General features: G+C 60.3%; 20 protein-coding genes. 11 read left to right on the plus strand and 9 right to left on the minus strand.

From position 1 onward, the window contains the following. Positions 1-3: 3 nt before the first annotated feature. Positions 4-1161 (minus strand): efflux RND transporter periplasmic adaptor subunit, encoded by a 1158-nt coding sequence (locus tag ACQ4OE_RS08305; protein WP_122591595.1) that lies wholly within the window; start codon positions 1159-1161, stop codon positions 4-6. Between the two features lie 266 nt (positions 1162-1427). Here ACQ4OE_RS08305 and emhR point away from each other — a divergent pair, with 266 nt between their 5' ends. Further along, positions 1428-2060: an efflux system transcriptional repressor EmhR gene (gene emhR, locus ACQ4OE_RS08310; protein WP_122591597.1), complete on the plus strand. Its 633-nt coding sequence runs from the start codon at positions 1428-1430 to the stop codon at positions 2058-2060. Positions 2061-2368: 308 nt separating this feature from the next. On the opposite strand, the gene ACQ4OE_RS08315 is transcribed toward emhR, so the two are convergent. The 4 genes from ACQ4OE_RS08315 to ACQ4OE_RS08330 all read right to left on the minus strand — a co-directional run bounded on the left by ACQ4OE_RS08315 (position 2369) and on the right by ACQ4OE_RS08330 (position 5620). After that, positions 2369-2824, minus strand: coding sequence for a hypothetical protein (locus ACQ4OE_RS08315; protein ID WP_430946325.1), 456 nt, complete (start codon positions 2822-2824; stop codon positions 2369-2371). A 214-nt stretch (positions 2825-3038) separates the two neighbouring features. Next, a complete protein-coding gene (locus tag ACQ4OE_RS08320) occupies positions 3039-4088 on the minus strand; it encodes an alkene reductase (protein ID WP_430946326.1) in 1050 nt (349 codons plus the stop codon). A 28-nt stretch (positions 4089-4116) separates the two neighbouring features. Beyond that, positions 4117-5283 (minus strand): MFS transporter, encoded by a 1167-nt coding sequence (locus tag ACQ4OE_RS08325; protein ID WP_430946327.1) that lies wholly within the window; start codon positions 5281-5283, stop codon positions 4117-4119. A gap of 34 nt (positions 5284-5317) precedes the next feature. Continuing rightward, positions 5318-5620 (minus strand): ArsR/SmtB family transcription factor, encoded by a 303-nt coding sequence (locus ACQ4OE_RS08330; RefSeq protein ID WP_016771327.1) that lies wholly within the window; start codon positions 5618-5620, stop codon positions 5318-5320. A gap of 170 nt (positions 5621-5790) precedes the next feature. Here ACQ4OE_RS08330 and ACQ4OE_RS08335 point away from each other — a divergent pair, with 170 nt between their 5' ends. Then, positions 5791-6375: an ACP phosphodiesterase gene (locus tag ACQ4OE_RS08335; RefSeq protein ID WP_430946328.1), complete on the plus strand. Its 585-nt coding sequence runs from the start codon at positions 5791-5793 to the stop codon at positions 6373-6375. 39 nt (positions 6376-6414) lie between these two features. Here the strand turns inward: ACQ4OE_RS08335 and ACQ4OE_RS08340 are convergent, their stop codons facing one another. Continuing rightward, positions 6415-7209 (minus strand): lysophospholipid acyltransferase family protein, encoded by a 795-nt coding sequence (locus tag ACQ4OE_RS08340; protein ID WP_175555137.1) that lies wholly within the window; start codon positions 7207-7209, stop codon positions 6415-6417. Continuing rightward, positions 7209-7964, minus strand: coding sequence for an L-ornithine N(alpha)-acyltransferase (gene olsB, locus ACQ4OE_RS08345; RefSeq protein WP_007916280.1), 756 nt, complete (start codon positions 7962-7964; stop codon positions 7209-7211). Before olsB ends, ACQ4OE_RS08340 begins: the two co-directional genes overlap by 1 nt. 153 nt (positions 7965-8117) lie before the next feature. Between olsB and ACQ4OE_RS08350 the strand changes: the two genes are divergently transcribed. The 5 genes from ACQ4OE_RS08350 (at position 8118) to ACQ4OE_RS08370 (ending at position 12457) form a co-directional block, all read left to right on the plus strand. After that, a complete protein-coding gene (locus ACQ4OE_RS08350; RefSeq protein WP_430946329.1) occupies positions 8118-8990 on the plus strand; it encodes an acyl-CoA dehydrogenase in 873 nt (290 codons plus the stop codon). Positions 8991-9158: 168 nt separating this feature from the next. Then, the gene (locus ACQ4OE_RS08355) at positions 9159-10232 is read left to right on the plus strand and encodes a serine hydrolase domain-containing protein (RefSeq protein ID WP_430946330.1); all 1074 of its coding nucleotides are present in this window, start codon (positions 9159-9161) and stop codon (positions 10230-10232) included. Beyond that, positions 10229-10525 (plus strand): amidase, encoded by a 297-nt coding sequence (locus ACQ4OE_RS08360; protein WP_430946331.1) that lies wholly within the window; start codon positions 10229-10231, stop codon positions 10523-10525. The genes ACQ4OE_RS08355 and ACQ4OE_RS08360 overlap by 4 nt, the downstream gene beginning before the upstream one ends. Positions 10526-10707: 182 nt before the next feature. Continuing rightward, positions 10708-11298, plus strand: a complete 591-nt coding sequence (locus ACQ4OE_RS08365; protein ID WP_430946332.1) for a YceI family protein — start codon at positions 10708-10710, stop codon at positions 11296-11298. A 1-nt stretch (position 11299) separates the two neighbouring features. Continuing rightward, a complete protein-coding gene (locus tag ACQ4OE_RS08370; RefSeq protein ID WP_430946333.1) occupies positions 11300-12457 on the plus strand; it encodes a phospholipase D-like domain-containing protein in 1158 nt (385 codons plus the stop codon). 130 nt (positions 12458-12587) lie between these two features. Here the strand turns inward: ACQ4OE_RS08370 and bglX are convergent, their stop codons facing one another. Beyond that, positions 12588-14879 (minus strand): beta-glucosidase BglX, encoded by a 2292-nt coding sequence (gene bglX, locus ACQ4OE_RS08375; protein ID WP_430946334.1) that lies wholly within the window; start codon positions 14877-14879, stop codon positions 12588-12590. A 261-nt stretch (positions 14880-15140) separates the two neighbouring features. Between bglX and ACQ4OE_RS08380 the strand changes: the two genes are divergently transcribed. From ACQ4OE_RS08380 to ACQ4OE_RS08395, 4 genes are all read left to right on the plus strand, one after another. Next, positions 15141-15749, plus strand: coding sequence for a LemA family protein (locus tag ACQ4OE_RS08380; protein WP_122591621.1), 609 nt, complete (start codon positions 15141-15143; stop codon positions 15747-15749). Positions 15750-15762: 13 nt separating this feature from the next. Then, entirely contained in the window at positions 15763-16521 is a 759-nt protein-coding gene (locus ACQ4OE_RS08385) for a TPM domain-containing protein (protein ID WP_430946335.1), read from the plus strand. Between the two features lie 33 nt (positions 16522-16554). Next, on the plus strand, positions 16555-17172 hold the full coding sequence (locus ACQ4OE_RS08390) for a TPM domain-containing protein (RefSeq protein WP_430946336.1): 618 nt from the start codon (positions 16555-16557) through the stop codon (positions 17170-17172). A 288-nt stretch (positions 17173-17460) separates the two neighbouring features. After that, the gene (locus tag ACQ4OE_RS08395) at positions 17461-18675 is read left to right on the plus strand and encodes a class I SAM-dependent methyltransferase (RefSeq protein WP_430946337.1); all 1215 of its coding nucleotides are present in this window, start codon (positions 17461-17463) and stop codon (positions 18673-18675) included. On the opposite strand, the gene ACQ4OE_RS08400 is transcribed toward ACQ4OE_RS08395, so the two are convergent. Next, positions 18666-19583, minus strand: coding sequence for a DMT family transporter (locus ACQ4OE_RS08400; protein WP_430946338.1), 918 nt, complete (start codon positions 19581-19583; stop codon positions 18666-18668). The genes ACQ4OE_RS08395 and ACQ4OE_RS08400 overlap by 10 nt on opposite strands. Between the last annotated feature and the right edge of the window lie 235 nt (positions 19584-19818).

Consider the following 19818-nt stretch of genomic DNA (forward strand, 5'->3'; position numbering starts at 1 on the left):
GAATTACTCCCCTTTGCCGCCGGCGGCTTTGTCAGCTGCCTGAGCGGGGGCCGGGTTCTTGTTGCCTACATTGGTGGCTTCGGTCGGGTTCACTTGAACACCTGGACGCACGTATTGCAGCCCTTCGGTGATTAGACGGTCGCCCGCCTTCAAGCCGTCTTCGATCAGCCACTGGCTGCCGACGGTGCGGCTGGCCTTGAGCTGACGCAGCTCAACCTTGTTGTCGGCGCCGACGACCAGAGCGGTCGGGGTGCCTTTGAGGTCGCGGGTCACGCCTTGCTGCGGCGCCAGAATGGCGGCGGCATTGACGCCGGCCTGCAACTGGGCGCGGACGAACATGCCCGGCAGCAGGGTGTGATCCGGGTTCGGGAACACCGCACGCAGGGTCACCGAACCGGTAGTCGGGTCGACCGTGACTTCGGAGAATTCCAGCTTACCGTCGAGCTTGTACTGGCTGCCGTCTTCCAGGGTCAGTTTGACCGCTGCCGAGTTGTCACCGGCCTTTTGCAGACGACCGCTTTCCAGTTCGCGGCGCAGTTCCAGCAGCTCAACCGAAGATTGGGTCACGTCGACGTAGATCGGGTCCAGTTGCTGGATCGTTGCCATCGCGTCGGCCTGACCGTTGCTGACCAGCGCACCTTCAGTGACCGAAGAGCGGCCAATACGGCCGGAGATCGGTGCATAAACCTTGGTGTAACGCACATTGATCTGTGCGGTCTGCAGCGACGCTTCCGATTCCATGCGGTTGGACACGGCGGTGTCGTATTCCTGACGGCTCACGGCTTGCTCGTCGACCAGCTGCTTGTAGCGGTCGGAGATCGACTTGGTCGAACGCAGGTTGGCTTCGGCGCTTTTCAGGGTCGCTTCATAGACCGACGGATCGATCTGATACAGCTGCTGGCCGGCTTTGACATCGGCGCCTTCCTTGAACAGACGCTTGAGAATGATGCCGTTGACCTGAGGGCGCACTTCAGCGATGCGGAACGCACTGGTGCGACCTGGCAGCTCGGAGGTGAGGGTAAACGCTTGTGGTTGCAGGGTGACGACGCCGACCTGAGGGGGCGGAGCGGCCGGTGCCGCTTCTTCCTTTTTACATCCGCTGAGCAGCGATGCCAGGGCGACGGCAGTGACCAGAGCGGTAACAGCTGGCTTGAATTGCATGAAGATCCTCGGGTCAGGCGCGCAAAGAGCGCACAAGAAGTGTGTAAGGGTAAAAAAAGGGTACCGGGTGGATAAGTAGCTTGCTAAGTAATATACTTACGTTCATGGTTGTTTGTAAACACCTTGGCGTCGTATCCACCCCGTTACAAAATACGTCGCAAGGTTAGAAATTGTAGGCCGGGGAGCCGATTCATGAGAGATCGCCCCCACTTTATTCAGCGGATATTCAGCCATCCCTGAAACATCCTGTTTGAGGTTTTACTGCCATGGTCCGTCGTACCAAAGAGGAAGCTCAAGAAACCCGTAGCCAGATTCTGGAAGCGGCGGAGAAAGCTTTTTATGAAAGGGGCGTCGCCCGGACGACTCTGGCGGATATCGCGACGATGGCCGGCGTGACGCGCGGCGCCATTTACTGGCATTTCAGCAACAAGGCCGATCTGGTTCAGGCCATGCTCGATTCCCTGCATGAGCCGCTGGATGAACTGGCCAAGGCCAGTGAGAGCGAGGATGAACTCGATCCGCTGGGCTGCATGCGCCAGTTGCTGATTCATTTGTTTCATCAAGTTGCGCTGGACCCGAAGACCCGCCGCATCAACGAAATTCTGTTTCATAAGTGCGAGTTCACCGATGAAATGTGCGATTTGCGCCAGCAGCGCCGGGTGGCCAGTCTCGACTGCAATGAGCGCATCGGGCTGACCCTGCGTAATGCGGTGAATCGTGGCCAGTTGCCGGAAGATCTCGACACTGCCCGTGCGGCCATCAGCATTCACGCCTACATCGATGGCCTTCTGTATGGATGGCTTCTGGCACCAGACAGTTTTGAGCTGCATGCCGAGGCCGAGCGCTGGGTCGATACAGGGCTGGATATGCTGCGCCTGAGCCCCAGCCTGCGCAAATGAAACAAAATGCGTAATTGGCACAGCTTATGTCAATTGGCCTGCCTTTATGTAGATGCGCGGCGGAGAGTTTAAACGTAGCGAGCTACGCATTTTGTAGGGAATTTGTGTCGTTGTTGTGAAGCCGTGTGCGCATGCCTCAATGCCACTGGTGCTTTCGATGCTCGAAGGCATTGCCTCGGGCAGCAGCGGCGAATAGGGCGCTCGCCGCGAAAGTCTGTTTTGATAAGATGCTAGATGACGAAAGCCCCGTCTTGTTAAAAGACAGGGCGTAAGCGGACACTCAATAGTGTCCAGAATACATTTCTGTTTTATGTGGCGAAATCTACCATTACCAATTTGGTGTTGAAGTTGTATGGCGTTTTCTGTGATTCCTCAGCGAGTTCGATCATGCAGCCGACTGGTTGTTTACCCAGCGATTCGCTCTTGGTTTGACGTTCTACATTGATGTGGTTGTTAACTTTGCTTAGATCGATGTTCGCATTGAAGCCACAAATCTTATCGCCCAGTATAAAAGCGACGCCTCGGCCGAAGCCGCTTTTGCTACCGTCACGCATATCGGCAATCCGCAAGTCCTGGGCATAGCTGAAGGTCTTGCTGCTATTGGGTTCGACGCGCTCGGCTCCGGGCACCGAGCTAGTGATGGCGTGCTCGGTTTTATTGTCAATGGTGAAGGTGATGACTGTCGGCTCGGCTTTTGCCGAAAGTGCAGCGAAAGTGAAAGTTGCGGCCAATGCGAGTGTTGTAATAAGTTTCGGGTTGTTCATGTTTTCTTCCTTGAGTAGTTGGTTTCCGCCAGATAATAAAGAATGCCTGATATGCAGGTTGGTGTTGTTGGCGGTGTTCTAAAGTTAGAGCGTATTACGGTTATCGGGAAGTTTAAAAAGGTTTCCCTGTGTTGCGGTTGAAAGTTTAGTTGCTTGGAATAAAAAAGCCCCCGACTCGTGAGAGTCGGGGGCTTTTGTGTTTCTGCGGTATGCGTTACAGCGTCGGGTAGTCGATATAACCGACCGGGCCTTTCGCGTAGAACAGCTCTGGACGCGCTTCGTTCAACGGTGCATCAGCCTTCAGACGCGCCGGCAGATCTGGGTTGGCAATGAACGGCACACCGAACGCCACGGCGTCAGCCTTGCCGCTGGCCAGCCATTCGTTGGCGCTGTCCTTGGTGAATTTTTCGTTGGCGATGTACGGGCCACCGAACGCTTCTTTCAGTTGCGGGCCGAGGCTGTCGGCGCCATCTTTCTCACGGGAGCAGATAAACGCGATACCGCGCTTGCCCAGTTCACGTGCGACGTAGGTGAAGGTTTCCGCCAGGTTGTCGTCGCCCATGTCGTGGGAGTCAGCGCGCGGTGCCAGGTGCACACCCACGCGGCCAGCGCCCCAAACTTCGATCGCTGCGTCAGTCACTTCCAGCAGCAGACGCGCACGGTTTTCCAGTGAGCCACCGTAGCTGTCGGTGCGCTGGTTGGTGCTGCTTTGCAGGAACTGGTCAAGCAGGTAGCCGTTGGCGCCGTGGATTTCCACGCCATCGAAACCGGCGGCTTTGGCGTTTTCGGCGCCAGTGCGATAGGCGTCGACGATGTCGGCGATTTCAGCGGTTTCCAGTGCGCGCGGAGTCGGGTAGTCGGCCATTGGACGGACCAGGCTGACGTGACCTTTTGGCTGGATCGCGCTCGGTGCGACTGGCGCTTCACCGTTGAGGTACGACGGGTGCGAAACGCGACCCACGTGCCACAGTTGCAGGAAGATCTTGCCGCCCGCACCGTGAATGGCTTTGGTGACGTTAGCCCAGCCACGCACTTGATCGTTGGACCAGATGCCCGGGGTGTCCGGGTAGCCAACGCCCATTGGCGTCACCGACGTGGCTTCGCTGAGGATCAGGCCGGCAGAAGCGCGCTGCACGTAATATTCAGCCATCAGCGCGTTCGGCACGCGGCCTTCGTCGGCGCGGCAGCGGGTCAGTGGGGCCATGATGATGCGGTTGGCCAGTTCGACGTCGCCGAGTTTGATTGGATCGAAAATAGTTGCCATGTCTACAACCCTCGTAAGTGAAAGTTAATCAGTTGGTTGCCGGGGCCAGATCGGCGTTGCCGTTCTGACGAAAAGTAATCAGGGTCACCACCAGCGCCAGCACGGCCAGCGCAGCGGCGGCCAGCGGTACGCTGGTCAGGCCGTAGCCGTGGGCGATGACGCTGCCGCCGACCCAGGCGCCAAGGGCGTTGCCGACGTTGAACGCGCCGATGTTCAGGGTCGACACCAGGTTCGGTGCGGCTTTGCCGAAGGTCACCACGTTGACTTGCAGTGCCGGCACGGCGGCGAAACACGCGGTGGCCCAGAGGAACAGGGTGATTTCAGTCGGGATCAGCGCGACGCTGGTCCAGTTCAGCACGGTGGAGATCACGGCCATGGCGATGAACACGCCGATCAGCGTCGCGGCCATGCCTTTGTCGGCGAGTTTGCCGCCGATGATGTTGCCGACGGTCAGGCCGAGGCCGATCAGCATCAGCGTCCAGGTCACGCCACGCGGCGACACCCCGGTGACTTCGCCAAGCAGCGGCGCGACGTAGGTGAACAGGGTGAAGACGGAAGCAGCAAACAGCGCGGTCATGCTCAGCGACAGCCATATCCCGGCGCCTTTGAGAGCCGCGAGTTCGGCGCGCATGTCGAGTTTCTCTTCGTCACGCTTGGCCGGCAGGAAGCGGATCAGGCCAATCAGCGCGATCACGCCGATGACGGTCACGGCCCAGAAGGTCGAGCGCCAGCCGTATTGCTGACCCAGTGCAGTGCCCAGCGGCACACCCAGTACGTTGGCCAGGGTCAGACCGGTGAACATCAAGGCCACCGCCGACGCACGCTTGTTGGCCGGTACCAGATTGGCCGCCACCACCGAACCGATACCGAAGAACGCACCGTGGCACAGCGCAGTGATCACGCGGGCAAACATCAGCACGTTGTAATCACTGGCAATCGCACACAGCAGGTTGCCAACGATAAAGATGCCCATCAACGCCACCAGTGCCGCTTTACGCGGCAGTTTGGCGGTGGCCATGGCCATGAACGGCGCACCGATGGCCACGCCGAGGGCGTAACCGGTCACCAGCCAGCCGGCGCCGGGGATCGACACACCGAGGTCAGCCGCCACATTGGGCAGCAGGCCCATGATGACGAATTCGGTGGTGCCGATGGCGAAGGCGCTCAAGGCGAGGATGAGTAGCGAGAGGGGCATGCGGGTTTCCTTGTGGGCTGGCTGACGTGAAGGGTCAGAGCTCTTTACTGAGTGTGCTGAGGAACGCCTGGATCACGTCCTCGTTGCGTTTGAAGAAGTGCCATTGACCGGCCTTCTGGCTGCTGATCAGCCCGGCCCTTTGCAACGTCGCGAGGTGTGCAGAAACGGTCGACTGCGACAGGCCGCAGCGCTGATCGATCTGCCCGGCACAGATGCCGTACTCGTGGTTGTGCAACTGTTCCGGGAATTCGCCTTTCGGGTCTTTCAGCCAGTTGAGGATGTCTCGTCGTACTGGGTGCGCCAGGGCTTTTATTATTTCGTCGAGGTCGAGGTTCATGGCAGTGGGGCTCGGTTGTGTAAAACGCTATATCGCGATGAGGCGAACTTTAAATCGGCACTTCGCGATATACCAATATGATTTTGGTATGAAGGCCACATAAATCGGTATATCGGGTTATAACGATATGGTGAGGTGTCGATTGCAAGACGCGGTGCTAAGCTGCGCCCATGAACTATCTCGCACATTTGCACCTCGGTGGCCAGCGCCCCGGTCAGTTGCTCGGCAGCCTGTATGGCGATTTCGTCAAAGGCCGGCTGCAAGGGCAGTTCGCGCCGGAGGTGGAAGCGGCCATTCATCTGCATCGACGGATTGACGTGTTCACCGATCGCCACCCGCTGGTGGATGTCGCCTTGGGGCGGTTTACCGAGACACGGCGGCGTTATGCCGGGATCGTGCTCGATGTGTTTTTCGATCATTGCCTGGCTCGGGACTGGACGCTGTACGCCGATCGGCCGCTGGAGGTTTTCACCGCTGACGTTTATCGGGTGCTGACTCACGAGCGGCAGTTGCCCGAGCGCTTAGCGAAGATTGCGCCGCACATGGTCGCCAATGACTGGCTGGGTTCGTATCAGGAATTTGAAGTGCTGGAACAGGTGTTGCGCGGGATCTCGCGGCGCTTGAGCCGGCCCGAAGAACTGGCGGGGGCGATGGAGGAATTGCGCCGGTTGTACGAGCCGTTGAGCGAAGACTTCCGGCTCTTCTACCCACATCTTCAGGATTTCGCGCAAAACCCACAGACACCGAAAATCTAATGTGGGAGCTAGCCCTGCTCCCACAGGGGCTTTTGTATTTCAGGCGGCAATCAATTCGCCGGCTCGACGCGGTTCGGCGGGTTTCGCCACTTCACCAAACAACGCCTTCTGCACCGCCTGCTGCGCCTCAAACGCCAATGCCGCGCGCTCACGGCCCTGACAGGCAATCGGCTTGAGCAGGTGTACTTCAACATCGCCGCAATCATTGCTGAACAAACGCATCAGATGCGAGAGCAAATCATCGTCGCCAATGAACGGCGCCAGCCCATCGATCTCGCCATCACGCAGATAACGGATCGCCACCGGTTGCAGCATCACTTCGGAATCAATCGCCGCCGCCAGCAAGCGACCATGAAAGGTGCGCAGCGAGCGGCCATCGGTGGTGGTGCCTTCCGGGAACATCAGCAACGCGTGATCGGTTTGCAGGTGACGGGTCATCTGTTTGCGGATCAACTGGCTGTCGCCCGAACCGCGTCGGATAAACAGACTGCCAGCCTTCGCCGCCAGCCAACCGGCCACCGGCCAGGTGCGCACTTCGGCCTTGGACAGAAACGACAGCGGCGTGAGCATGCCGAGCAGCGGAATATCCGTCCATGAAACGTGATTGCTCACCCACAGCATCGGCTGTTTCGGCAGCTCACCGTGCACGGTCACGCGAAAGGGCAGGGCGTTGCTCAAGCGCGCCATGAAGAAGCGCGACCAACGCTGACGTCGCTCCATCGAATGCGCCAGGCCAATGCGTTCGAAAACCCCGAAGACGCTGGCCATGGTCAAGCCCAGTGACACCACCAGCAGCACCCGCGCGATCCGCGCGTACACGCGCAACCGGCTCATCACACCGCCGCCTTGAAGTGTTTGGCGTAGCGTGGGCAGAGTTCGTCGCGCTTGAGCAGGATGAACACGTCGGCGACCTGGAAATCTTCGTCCCAGCACGGCTCGCCGCAGATCTTCGCGCCCAGACGCATATAGGCCTTGAGCAGCGGCGGCATTTCCGCGATTACGTTCGATGGAATATCCAGCGTCGGCAGCGGATTTTTCGGCTCGGCGCGCAAGTGTTCGGTGCACAGATAGCGTTCGCGCAGACGCTGCATGATCGCGTGGGCCTGGATGCCGCCGTCCTGCATCGGGATGCTCGCGCAACCCATCAAATAGCTGTAGCCACCCTGATTCAACACTTCGGCCAGTTCGCCCCACAACACGGCGATAGTGCCGCCGTTGCGGTACGCCGGGTCAACGCAGGTGCGGCCGATTTCGAGGATCGGGCCTTGTAGGTGCGCGAGGCCGTGCAGGCTGAATTCTTCTTCGCTGTAGAACTTGCCGAGACTGCTGGCGGCGGTGTGGTCGAGCAAACGCGTGGTCGCCACCAAACGGCCGGTGTTCAGATCACGCACGCCGATGTGGCTGCAGTGAACATCATAGTCATCCATGTCCAGACCCAGTTCCGCGCCTTTCAGCTTGGCGTTGAACTCGCCGCTGAAGACGTTGAAGCGCAAGGCTTGGGCTTGCTGCAAGGCCTCGGCGCCGATCAGGCGTTCGGCTTGCAGACGGCGTTCATTGCCGGTGTCGCTGATGCGGGCGATCTGAGTCATGTGAATCTCCGTACGGGCCTTGAACCCGTCGTGGGTTGCAGCCGATCGACTTTCTTTATGCAGCCGTGTTGTGCAAAGTCAGGCTATGTAGCCCCGGTGTCATCGCCATGAACGTTCGGTGATGCTTATATGACAGCCCACGAGGAGCCTCTTATGCCCTGGCCAGATCTGCTGCACAGCCGTGACCGATTGCCCGCCGTTGCTGACCTCGCCGAGGTTTTTGCGACGTTGTTGCAGCAACTGGGCAACGTCACCCCGTTCGAATTGGCGGTCGCGGGCGGGCGGCGGATGGCGACGCCGGGGTTGGCGTTTCTGGTCGGATACCAAGCGGCATTGCGCATGCTGTGGCCGAGTGCGCCGCTGAGCCTTGGCGCATTGTGTGCGACCGAACAGCGCAGCTTGCGCCCGGCGGACATGCAGACGCGGCTCAGCGATTTGCGCTTGAGTGGACGCAAGGATTTCGTCACCGCCGGCGATGCGGCGGACTGGCTGTTGATTGCTGCGCGCAGCGAAGAACCCGGCGAAACCCCGCGCCTGAGTCTGGCGGTGGTGTATCCCGGCGAACCCGGCGTGACCGTGGAAAAACTGCCGGCGCTGCCGTTGATGCCGGACATCAGCCATGGCCGGTTGCTGCTGGATGGCGCGTTGTGTGAGTTGCTGGCGGGGGATGGTTGGGATGCTTATGTGAAGCCGTTTCGCACGCTGGAAGATGTCTATGTGCTGAGCGCGATGACCGCGTGGTTGTATGGCGTCGGGCAGGACAGCGACTGGCCGCAGCCGCTGCAATTGCGTTTGCTGGCGCTGTTGGCCGGGTGTGCCGAGGCGAGCCGGCAGGCGCCGAACAATCCGGCGGGGCATGTGTTGCTGGGTGGGTTGTTTGCGCAGTTTGATGCGCTAAAGGTTGAGGTTGATCTGGCGCTGGCTGATTCGGAGTGGGCGCAGATGTGGCGGCGCGATCAGGGTGTGATGCAGTTGGCCGCAGGGGCTCGGGCCAAGCGGTTGGCCAAGGCTTTGGCGTTGGCCTGAGCGGCCCCTTCGCGAGCAGGCTCGCTCCCACCGTTTGATCGCATTTCAATTGAACAAACGCGGTCCCCCTGTCGGAGCGAGCCTGCTCGCGAAGGCGGCCTCAGCATCACCACACATCTGTCATCAACCCCGGCTAGTCTCAGCAGGTTTTCCCCAAGAGCCCTCACCATGTGCAAAGGCCTGTCGCTGTTTCTCCTGCTGATCAGCTTCACCGTCCAGGCCGAACAATGGCCGGGCGAAGAATGGCCAACCGGGCCAAAGATCATCCATACCGAGGCACTGGAAAACTACGCCTTCCCACCCCGCGACGACTCCACCCGCCAAGGCATCCGCACCGACGCCTTGCTGATCATCCGCGACGGCCAGATCATTTACGAACGCTACGCCGGCGCGACCACCGCACAAACCTCGCACCTGACCTGGTCGATCAGCAAAAGCCTGATGGCGACCGTGCTCGGTGTGGCGTACGGCGAAGGCCTGTTCAAGCTCGAAGACCCCGCCGCGAAGTTCTACCCGGCACTCGCTAAACACCCGCAGATAAAAATCGCCGATCTGTTGCACTGGGCCTCCGGTATCGACTGGCAGGAAGACTACGAATACGCCCCGCTGAAATCCTCGGTGGTGGCGATGCTGTATACCCGAGGTCATAGCGACATGGCCGCGTTCACTGCCGAGCACGGCACCTATGCGAAACCGGGTGAGGCGTTCCGTTATTCCAGTGGCGACAGCAATCTGCTCGCCGCCGCACTGAAAAATATCGTCGGCCCGCAGCGCTATCCGGATTATCCGTGGACGGCTTTGTTCGAGCCGCTGGGCATTCACCACGCCGTATGGGAAACCGATGCGACGGGCACCTTTGTCGCCTCGTCTTACGCCTATCTCACCGCGCGCGATCTGGCGCGAGTCGGGCTGTTGATGGCCCGCGACGGGCGTTGGGATGACCAGCAGTTGCTGCCCAAGGATTGGCTCGCGTTCAACCTGAAACCGTTCGCCGGTTACAAGGCCCATCAGGACGAAGCCGTGCCCGGCGGACAGTGGTGGCTCAATCGCCCGGCCGATGGCGTAGCATTGCCGTGGCCCGATGCACCGCCCGACACTTTCGCCGCCCTCGGCCACTGGGGGCAGGCGCTGTATGTGATTCCCAGCGAGAAACTGGTGATCGTCCGTTATGGCGATGATCGCGATGGCAGCTACCGTCATAACGAGTTGCTCAAACGTGTGCTGAAGGCGGTGCGGCCATGAAGCGCTTTTTGCTGTTGCTGCTAGTTCTTCTGCTGGGCTGGATTGTCTACGAACGCGAAAACCTGTGGGCTTTCCCGGACATCATCAGTGCCTACACCGCCAAGGAATATTGTTCGTGCCGGTACGTGATGAACAACGACGCCAAGTACTGCCGTGGCTACGTGAAACAGTGGCTGCCGACCAGCCAGTTCACCGATGACCCCGCCAGCAAAACCATTACGGTCAGCGGCATGGGCCGCAGCAACCGCGCCCAGTGGTTGAGCGAACGCCAAGGCTGCCGCCTCAACCCATGACGCACAGCGGACTCATTGTGGGAGCGAGCCTGCTCGCGAATGCAATAGTCGACGCACCCTCTCTATTGAGGCCGTCGACGTCTTCGCGAGCAGGCTCGCTCCCACCGGGTGTGATCCGCAGTTTGCAATAACCGCGTGGGCGGTTAAGGTTCGTGCAGGTTTATCGGCCCCACGAGTGTTCAATGTTCAACCGCTCTCTCTGTGCAACCCTGTCCAGTCTGCTGCTCGCCGCCGTCGCGCTGCCGGCGCAGGCCAATTGGTATCTGGACGGCGAGTCGTCGCGGCTGTCGTTCGTCAGCACGAAAAACGCCCACATTTCCGAAGTGCAGCGCTTTCTGGTGCTGCACGGCAAGGTCGATCCTAACGGTCGCGCCGAAGTCGAAGTCGAGCTGGACTCGATCAACAGCGGCATCCCGCTGCGCGACGAGCGCATGCGCAAGGAGCTGTTTCAGATCGAGCAATTCCCCGAAGCGACCATCACCACCCAGATCGACCTGCGCCCGATCAACGACTTGGCCCCCGGCGCGCAGCTGGAATTGCGCCTGCCGCTGACCGTCAACCTGCACGGCAAGCAACACGAGTACCCCGCCGAACTGCTGGCGACGCGCCTCGATGACCGGCGCTTTCAAGTGGTGACACTGGAACCGCTGGTGATCAACGCCGAGGATTTCGATCTGGTGCCGGGGCTGGAAAGTCTGCGCAAACTCGCCGACCTGTCGGCCATCAGTCTGTCGGTGCCGGTGGGTGCGGTGCTGATTTTCACGGCGCGCTGACATGCGCGGCGCGGTGTTCCCGTGGCGTGACGGCAATCGATTCGAGTTATTGATCGACGGCCCGCAATTCTTCCCGCGCATGCTTGAGCAGATTGCGGGTGCGCAGGAGCAGATCGAGCTTGAGCTGTATCTGGTCGAGGCCGGCGCCTGTGCTGAAACCATTGTCCAGGCGCTGGTGCTGGCGGCCGAGCGCGGCGTGCGTGTGCGGTGCCTGTTCGATGATTACGGCAGTCTGGCGTTTACGCTCACGTTGCGTCAGCGCCTGACGCAGGCCGGTGTCGAGCTGCGGTTCTACAATCGGTTGAGCTGGCGCCGTTGGGTCGGCAACTTTTACCGCGATCACCGTAAATTGTTGTTGGTGGATCAATGCGTGGCCGTGGTTGGCGGCACCGGTGTCACCGACGAATTCTGGACGCCGGGCCACGACACCAGCGAGTGGCACGAAGTGATGGTCGAGATCAGCGGCCCGTTGGTGATCGACTGGCAATTGCTCTTCGATCGCCAATGGATTGCCAACCGCTACCGCCGCGCCTGGCGCCCGGCCGCGCATTTCGGTCTGCCGCGTTTGCCGCGCGTGCCGGACAAAGGCGAGGGCATGGGCCGCGTGGCGTATGCCGATGCCCGCCAGCACCGGGACATTTTGCAATCGCTGTTCCGCGCGCTGAACAGCGGACAAAAACGCATCTGGATGGCCACGCCGTACTTCCTGCCAACCTGGAAAATCCGTCGCTCGTTGCGCAAGGCTGCCGCGCGCGGCGTCGACGTGCGCTTGCTGCTGACCGGCCCGCGCACCGATCACCCGTCGGTGCGCTATGCCGGGCATCGGTACTACCCGCGACTGCTCAAGGCCGGGGTGCAGATCTTCGAATACCAACCGTGTTTCCTGCACCTGAAAATGGTGCTGGTGGACGATTGGGTGAGCATCGGTTCATGCAACTTCGATCACTGGAATTTGCGCTTCAATCTCGAGGCGAATCTGGAGGCGCTGGACGCGTCGTTGACGGCAGCGGTGGAGGCGAGCTTCGTGAAGGACTTCGGGCTGAGTCAGCAGGTGAGTCTGGAAGAGTGGCAGCGCCGGCCCTTGTGGCGGCGGGTCAAGCAGCGGATTTGGGGCTGGGTGGATCGGGTGGTGGTCAATATCCTCGACCGCCGCGGCTAGTCGCTCACCTGATGATCGTTCCCACGCTCTGCGTGGGAACGCAGCCCGTGACGCTCCGCGTCACTGGACGCGGAGCGTCCCTTGAGGCATTCCCACGCGGAGCGTGGGAACGATCAGGGGCGCGGGGGGGTTACAGCAATTCAAAGCTCTGCTGCGTCACGTCCTGTGAATCCAGGCCGATCTGCACGTTGAACTTGCCAGGCTCCGCCGCGTACTTGAGCTGGGCGTTGTAGAACTTCAGGTCATCTTCGGTGATGGTGAAGTGCACGACTTTCTGTTCGCCGGCCTTGAGCAGGATCTTCTGGAAGTTCTTCAGTTCTTTCACCGGGCGGATCATCGAACCGGTGACGTCCTGAATGTAAAGCTGCACCACGGTTTCGCCGTCACGCTTGCCAGTGTTTTTCAGCATGACACTGGCGTCGAGCTTGCCGGTGGCGTTCAGCGTGGTCGACGACAGCGCCATATCGCTCAGGGCGAAGTTGGTGTAGCTCAGGCCATAACCGAACGGGAACAGCGGCCCGGTGGTGTCATCGAAATACTGCGAGGTGTAGTTGCCCGGTTTGCCCGGCGTGAATGGCCGACCAATGCTCAGGTGGTTGTAGTAGGTTGGGATCTGACCCACGGAGCGCGGGAAGGTTACCGGCAGTTTGCCCGAAGGGTTGTAATCGCCGAACAGCACGTCGGCGATCGCGTTGCCGCCCTCGGTGCCGCTGAACCAGGTTTCCAGAATCGCGTCAGCCGACTGGTTCTCTTCGAGAATGGTCAGCGGACGGCCGTTCATGAGCACCAGTACCAGCGGTTTGCCGGTGGCTTTCAGCGCACGGATCAGCTCGCGCTGGTTTTCCGGGATGTTCAGATCAGTACGGCTGGACGATTCGTGGGACATGCCACGGGACTCGCCAACGGCTGCAACGATCACGTCAGCGTCCTTGGCAGCTTTCACTGCTTCGTCAATCAGCACGTTGGCCGGGCGCGGGTCATCGACCACTTCCGGGGCATCGAAGTTGAGGAAGTTCAGGTAGTCGAGGACTTTCTTGTCGCTGGTGATGTTGGCGCCACGGGCGTAGATCAGGTTCGACTTGTTGCCGATCAGCGAGCTCATGCCGTCGAACAGGGTCACCGATTGCGCTGGCTTACCGGCGGCGGCCCAACTGCCCATCATGTCGATGGGAGCTTTGGCCAATGGACCGACCAGCATGACTTTCGCGTCTTTCTTCAGCGGCAGGGTTTCGTTCTGATTCTTCAGCAACACCATACTGCGACGCGCGACTTCGCGGGCTTCGGCGCGGTGCAGACGGCTTTCGGCGTAGGTGTCGGCCGGATCATCTTCAGCCTTGCCGATACGCAGGTACGGGTCTTTGAACAGGCCCATGTCGTACTTGGCGGCGAGCACTTCGCGCACGGCGTTGTCGATGTCTTTCTGTTCGATCTCACCGGCCTTGAGCAGCCCCGGCAGTTCTTTGCCGTAGAGGGTGTCGTTCATGCTCATGTCGATGCCGGCCTTGATCGCCAGTTTCGCCGCTTCACGACCGTCGCGGGCGACGCCGTGCTTGATCAGTTCGAAGATCGCGCCGTGGTCGCTGACCGCCAGGCCCTTGAAGCCCCAGTCCTTGCGCAGCAGATCGTTCATCAACCACGTGTTGGCCGTGGCCGGAATGCCGTTGATCGAGTTCAACGCGACCATCACACCGCCGGCGCCGGCATCAATCGCGGCGCGGTACGGCGGCAGGTAATCCTGATACATCTTCACCGGACTCATGTCGACGGTGTTGTAGTCGCGGCCACCTTCAACGGCGCCGTACAGGGCGAAGTGCTTGACGCTGGCCATGATGCTGTCGGCCGCGCTCGGAGTGGCGCCCTGATAGGCCCGGACCATCACGCCGGCAATGCGCGAGGTCAGGTAGGTGTCTTCACCGAAACCTTCGGAGCTGCGGCCCCAGCGCGGGTCGCGGGAGATATCGACCATCGGCGCGAAAGTGATGTCAAGGCTGTCGGCGGCGGCTTCTTTGGCGGCAACACGGCCGGACTGGCCGATGGCGTCCATGTCCCAGCTCGAGGCGAGGGCCAGCGGAATCGGGAAAATAGTCCGGTGACCGTGGATCACGTCGTAGGCGAAAAACATCGGGATCTTCAGGCGGCTGCGCATGGCAGCGTCCTGCATCGGACGGTTTTCCGGGCGAGTGATCGAGTTGAACGTGCCGCCGATGTTGCCGGCGGCGATCTCTTTGCGGATCAGTTCGCGGGGCATTTCCGGGCCGATGCTGATCAGGCGCAACTGGCCGATCTTCTCGTCGAGGGTCATCTGGTTCATCAGGTTGGTGATGAACGCGTCCTTGTTTTCCAGGGGTACCGGGGTCGTGGCGGCCAATACTTGATGACTGGCCAGGCTGACGAACAGGCCCAGCAAACACAGCTTCTTCATGAATATTTTTCTCAAGGGCACAAACGGCAATGCAATGCCGGCCAGCCAAAATTTAGGGAGCGACTATTGTTGTTCGGGTGCAGGCTCAAAAAAGATCGAACCAAACACGACCGCCGAGCATCGACAGCGTGATCGCGCAGGGCACTTTTTAGCCCATTAGCCCGCAGCAATCCAGTGGCGCGGCCGATTATGCCCGAAGAGCCGGGCCCGAATGTTTCACCGCCGGTTTTTTAATTAAATGTGCCAGGGAGCATCACTCCGATGAATGTCAGTCCAACCTACCGCTCGCGCTTGCAGGTCGCCACGTTGTTGGTGTTCGCCACATTGCTGACGGCGTGCGGTATCAACAATATCCCGACCCTCGACGAGCAGGCCAAAGCCGCGTGGGGCCAAGTGCAGAACCAGTACCAGCGCCGCGCTGACCTGATCCCTAACCTGGTGGAAACCGTGAAGGGTTATGCCAAGCATGAGGAAGAAACCCTGACCGCGGTGATCGAAGCACGGGCGAAAGCGACGTCGATCCAGGTCGATGCCAGCACCCTCGATAACCCTGAGAAGCTCAAGCAGTTCCAGCAGGCGCAGGATCAGTTGACCGGTGCGTTGAGCCGCTTGATGGTAGTCTCCGAGCGTTATCCGGATTTGAAGGCCAACCAGAACTTCCTCGCCTTGCAATCACAACTTGAAGGCACGGAAAACCGCATCGCCGTGGCGCGCCGCGATTTCATTCTGGCGGTGCAGAAATACAACACCGAAATCCGCACCTTCCCCGGTCGCCTCTGGCACAGCGTGATGTACAGCGATCTGCCGATTCGCGAAACCTTCGAAGCCACCACGCCCGGCGCGGAAAAGGCCCCGGAAGTGAAATTCTGATTCGAGGTTGTCCATGCGCGTGTTGAAAATGAGCCTGGTGCTGATGCTGTGGCTGTTTGCCGTCAGCGCTCGGGCCGAGTTGACGTTCCCGGCGCTGAGCGGGCGAGTGGTGGACGAAGCGCAGATGCTCGAGCCGTCGGTGCGCGCGCAACTGAGCCAGCAGTTGCAGGCCCACGAGCAGGCGACCGGTGAGCAACTGGTCGTGGTCACCGTGCCGGATCTACAGGGCACGACCATCGAGGATTATGGCGTTCAGCTCGGGCGCCACTGGGCCATCGGCCAGAAGGACAAGAACAACGGCGCGCTGCTGATCGTCGCCCGTGACGAGCGCAAACTGCGTATTGAAGTCGGTTATGGCCTGGAAGATCGGCTGACCGATGCGCAGAGTTCCGTGATCATCCATCAAGTCATCACACCCGCGTTCAAGACCGGCAATTTCAGCAAAGGCATCAGCGATGGCGTCGCGGCGATGCTGGTGGTGCTCGGCGGTAATCCGCTGGATGAACCGTCCACGGTGTATGAATCGAGCGGTGATCCGTCCGATGATTTCATCTCGCGGCACCCCAGCGTCTTCGTGTTTTTAGTGATGTTGTTCATCCTGACGGTGTTTGTCTGCCAGATGCTCGGTATCCTGCCCGCCGGCCGTGGCGGCTCGGGGGGCGGTGGAGGCTTCGGCGGTGGCGGCGGTTTTGGTGGCGGCGGCGGTGGAGGCGGGGGCTTCAGCGGCGGCGGGGGCAGTTTCGGCGGCGGTGGTTCATCCGGCGGCTGGTGACCTTAAAAGAATAATGAGCAGGCACTTTTCAACATGGCATTACTGACTGAACACGAACAACGCAAAGTCGCCGAGGCGATCGCCCGGGTCGAGCGCGACACCGACGCCGAACTGGTGACGGTGCTGGCGGCTCGTGCCGACGATTACGCTTACATCCCGTTGCTCTGGGCCAGCCTGCTGGCGCTGGTGGTGCCGGGCGTCGTGCATTACCTGACTGGCTGGCTGACCCTGCGCAGTCTGTTGCTGGTGCAGTGGGGCGCATTCATCGTGCTGTGCCTGCTGTTTCGTCTGCCGAAAATCACTACCCATCTGATCCCGCGCCGCGTGCGCCACTGGCGCGCTTCGAACCTGGCGCGGCGGCAGTTTCTCGAGCAGAACCTGCACCACACTGTGGGCAGTACGGGGATGCTGATTTTTGTCTGCGAGGCAGAGCGGTATGTGGAAATTCTGGTGGATGAAGGGATTTCCAAGCGGCTGGACAACAAGAGTTGGGATGCGATTGTCGCCTCGTTTACTGAGCAGGTGCGGCAGGGGCGCACGCTGGAGGGATTTGTGACGTGCATCGAGGCGTGTGGGGAATTGCTCAAGGTGCATGTGCCGGTGACGCAGGTCAGGAATGAGTTGCCGAATCGGTTGATTGTGCTGGGGTAACACCTGGATTATTCGTCGACGCTGAGATCCAGCCCCTCACCCCAGCTCTCTCCCAATGGAAGAGGGGGAAAGGGAGCAGATCGGGGGCCCTTCAAACCTGAGTTCGACTCGGTATTTCAAGTCGGCGTAATTCGTGAAAACACCTCGGTCAGTCCCCTCTCCCTCCGGGAGAGGGCTAGGGTGAGGGTGCTTCTAACAACCGTTGGGTAAATAAGAGCGTGTCCCCAACCCGCATCCCCCCTAAAATACCCGCCATTCCCGATTTCGCCCGTCCGAGGCCGCTTTTTCATGTCCGTTACTGCTCCTGCCACCCAGCCCGCGTCCGATCACCACGCCCAGTTCATCGAGCTGCTGCAAACCAGCCTCGACCAGAACGGCTTCATCAAACTGGTGCTGGCCAAGTACGTCGGTGAAGAGGCGGAGCTGCAGCGGGTCATCATCAAAGCGGTCACCGTCAAAGCGCAGCCGAATCTGTCCTTCGTCTATCGCTACAAAACCCGCGACATCACCAAGAATCTGCCGTTGAGCGAGGGGGTGGCGACGATTGCCGCGCTGTTGCCGGCGTCGTTCAAAAATGCGCATTTGCTCGCTGTAAGCGACGAAGCCCAGCTGGAATACAGCAAAAAGGGCAAGTCTTCGCTGTTCAAGAGCAAACCTCAGCAATTGCGCGAAGCGCCGTCCGCCGAGCATAACCGCGAGAAAAACCGTTTCCTTGACCTGAGCCGCCCGTTCCTCAAGGACCTGGGCGTGACCAACGCCCAGCACGAGCTGATCCCGGCGATGTCGCGCAAGTGGAAGCAGATCAACAAGTTCATCGAAGTGTTCAGCCATGCCCTGACCTCTTCGCCGCTGGCGCTGGACAAACCGGTGCGCGTGGCGGATTTCGGTTCGGGCAAGGGTTACCTGACCTTTGCGATTCACGACTACCTGCGCAACACCTTGAAGGCCGAGGGCGAAGTCACCGGCGTCGAGTTGCGCGAAGAGATGGTCAACCTGTGCAACGCAGCTGCCGCGAAACTCGATCATCCGGGATTGGTGTTCAAGTGCGGTGATGTGCGCAGCGTGGCGCCGAGCGAGCTGGACGTGATGATCGCCCTGCATGCCTGCGACATCGCTACCGATTACGCGATCCACACCGGGATTCGTTCCGGCGCGTCGATCATCATGTGCTCGCCGTGCTGCCACAAACAGATCCGCCTGCAGATCCAGAGCCCGGCGCTGCTCAAGCCGATGCTGCAATACGGTTTGCACCTCGGCCAGCAGGCAGAAATGGTCACTGACAGCTTGCGCGCGCTGTTCCTGGAAGCCTGCGGGTATGAAACGAAAGTGTTCGAGTTCATCTCGCTGGAACACACCAACAAGAACAAAATGATTCTCGCGGTGAAGCGCGCCGAGCCGGTGGACCCGGCGCAGTTGTTGGTGAAGATTGAAGAGTTGAAGGCGTTCTACCACATCAGCGAACACTGCCTGGAAACCCTGCTGCGCGCTGACGGTTACCTCTGACTCTGTGGGAGCGACGGTCGCACCGTCGCTCCCACATTTGATTTCACCGCGGTTTTGCGCCCGAGCATGACAGTGGCGATGACTCCGCAGGCAAACACCCAGGTAATAGGCTCGACGTGTTCACCGAAGAACAGCGCCGAGAACGCGATAGTGAAGAAGATCTGCAACAACTGGACCTGACTGACCCGGGAAATCCCGCCCATGGCCAGCCCCGCGTACCACGCGAAAAATCCGAGAAACTGCGAAAACAGCGCCACATAACCAAACGCCCACCAGGTCTTGGCCGACACCGCGCCTTGATGTTGCAGTGCCAGATACAGCACCGGCCCGATCAACAGCGGCGTTGACAGCACCAGCGCCCAGCAGATCACCTGCCAGCCGCCCATCTCCTTGGCCAACCGGCCACCTTCGGCGTAACCCAGACCACCTACGGCAATCGCGCCGAGCATCAACAGATCACCGGCCTGAATACTGCCGGCTCCGGTGTACAGCGCATAACCGAGCACCAACGCACTGCCTAAAGCGGCGCAGGCCCAGAAGGCTTTTGACGGACGCTCATGGGACAACCACGCGGCATACAGCGCCACGCACAGCGGTTGCAGGCCGTTGACCAGCGCTCCGTGGGACGCCGGCAGAGTTTGCATGGCCCACGCCGACAGCACCGGGAAACCCAGAATCACCCCGGCGATCACCATGCTCAGGCCTTTGACCTGCCGCCACGTCGGCCATTTCTCGCGGCGCCATAACAACAACATCGCCGCCGGAATCGCCGCGAACAACGCACGGCCCAAACCGTTGAGCAGCGGATGCAGTTCCTGCACCACGATGCGGGTGAAGGGCAGGGTGAGGCTGAAAATCACCACGCCGAGCAGGCCGAGGGCCATGCCGGTGTTTTCGCGCGAGGACATGAGGGGGGACCCGATGTTGAGGTGGCTGGAAGGTGTCCTCATCTAGCCATAATCTTCGGAGTTCGGGCTGTTACAGCTAGGCGCAGACTTAGGCGTACAGTTTCAGGGCCCCTTCGCGAGCAGGCTCGCTCCCACAGGGGAATGCATTGCAAATGCGGGAGCGAGCTTGCTCGCGAAGAACGATGACACGGTTGTCAGGTAGTAGCCGGTTGTTACCCGACCTTGCGGATAAGGT

This window comes from Pseudomonas sp. WC2 (assembly GCF_050586545.1).
Taxonomy (GTDB): Bacteria; Pseudomonadota; Gammaproteobacteria; order Pseudomonadales; family Pseudomonadaceae; genus Aquipseudomonas.

Coding starts and splice junctions, on each gene's coding strand:
- ACQ4OE_RS08355 (WP_430946330.1), top strand. CDS start 9,159: ATGTGCAAAGGCCTGTCGCTGTTTCTCCTGCTGATCAGCTTCACCGTC.
- olsB (WP_007916280.1), bottom strand. CDS start 7,964: ATGACTCAGATCGCCCGCATCAGCGACACCGGCAATGAACGCCGTCTG.
- ACQ4OE_RS08380 (WP_122591621.1), top strand. CDS start 15,141: ATGAATGTCAGTCCAACCTACCGCTCGCGCTTGCAGGTCGCCACGTTG.
- bglX (WP_430946334.1), bottom strand. CDS start 14,879: ATGAAGAAGCTGTGTTTGCTGGGCCTGTTCGTCAGCCTGGCCAGTCAT.
- ACQ4OE_RS08315 (WP_430946325.1), bottom strand. CDS start 2,824: ATGAACAACCCGAAACTTATTACAACACTCGCATTGGCCGCAACTTTC.
- ACQ4OE_RS08320 (WP_430946326.1), bottom strand. CDS start 4,088: ATGGCAACTATTTTCGATCCAATCAAACTCGGCGACGTCGAACTGGCC.
- ACQ4OE_RS08340 (WP_175555137.1), bottom strand. CDS start 7,209: ATGAGCCGGTTGCGCGTGTACGCGCGGATCGCGCGGGTGCTGCTGGTG.
- ACQ4OE_RS08335 (WP_430946328.1), top strand. CDS start 5,791: ATGAACTATCTCGCACATTTGCACCTCGGTGGCCAGCGCCCCGGTCAG.
- ACQ4OE_RS08305 (WP_122591595.1), bottom strand. CDS start 1,161: ATGCAATTCAAGCCAGCTGTTACCGCTCTGGTCACTGCCGTCGCCCTG.
- ACQ4OE_RS08360 (WP_430946331.1), top strand. CDS start 10,229: ATGAAGCGCTTTTTGCTGTTGCTGCTAGTTCTTCTGCTGGGCTGGATT.
- ACQ4OE_RS08370 (WP_430946333.1), top strand. CDS start 11,300: ATGCGCGGCGCGGTGTTCCCGTGGCGTGACGGCAATCGATTCGAGTTA.
- emhR (WP_122591597.1), top strand. CDS start 1,428: ATGGTCCGTCGTACCAAAGAGGAAGCTCAAGAAACCCGTAGCCAGATT.
- ACQ4OE_RS08325 (WP_430946327.1), bottom strand. CDS start 5,283: ATGCCCCTCTCGCTACTCATCCTCGCCTTGAGCGCCTTCGCCATCGGC.
- ACQ4OE_RS08390 (WP_430946336.1), top strand. CDS start 16,555: ATGGCATTACTGACTGAACACGAACAACGCAAAGTCGCCGAGGCGATC.
- ACQ4OE_RS08395 (WP_430946337.1), top strand. CDS start 17,461: ATGTCCGTTACTGCTCCTGCCACCCAGCCCGCGTCCGATCACCACGCC.
- ACQ4OE_RS08400 (WP_430946338.1), bottom strand. CDS start 19,583: ATGTCCTCGCGCGAAAACACCGGCATGGCCCTCGGCCTGCTCGGCGTG.
- ACQ4OE_RS08350 (WP_430946329.1), top strand. CDS start 8,118: ATGCCCTGGCCAGATCTGCTGCACAGCCGTGACCGATTGCCCGCCGTT.
- ACQ4OE_RS08385 (WP_430946335.1), top strand. CDS start 15,763: ATGCGCGTGTTGAAAATGAGCCTGGTGCTGATGCTGTGGCTGTTTGCC.
- ACQ4OE_RS08365 (WP_430946332.1), top strand. CDS start 10,708: ATGTTCAACCGCTCTCTCTGTGCAACCCTGTCCAGTCTGCTGCTCGCC.
- ACQ4OE_RS08330 (WP_016771327.1), bottom strand. CDS start 5,620: ATGAACCTCGACCTCGACGAAATAATAAAAGCCCTGGCGCACCCAGTA.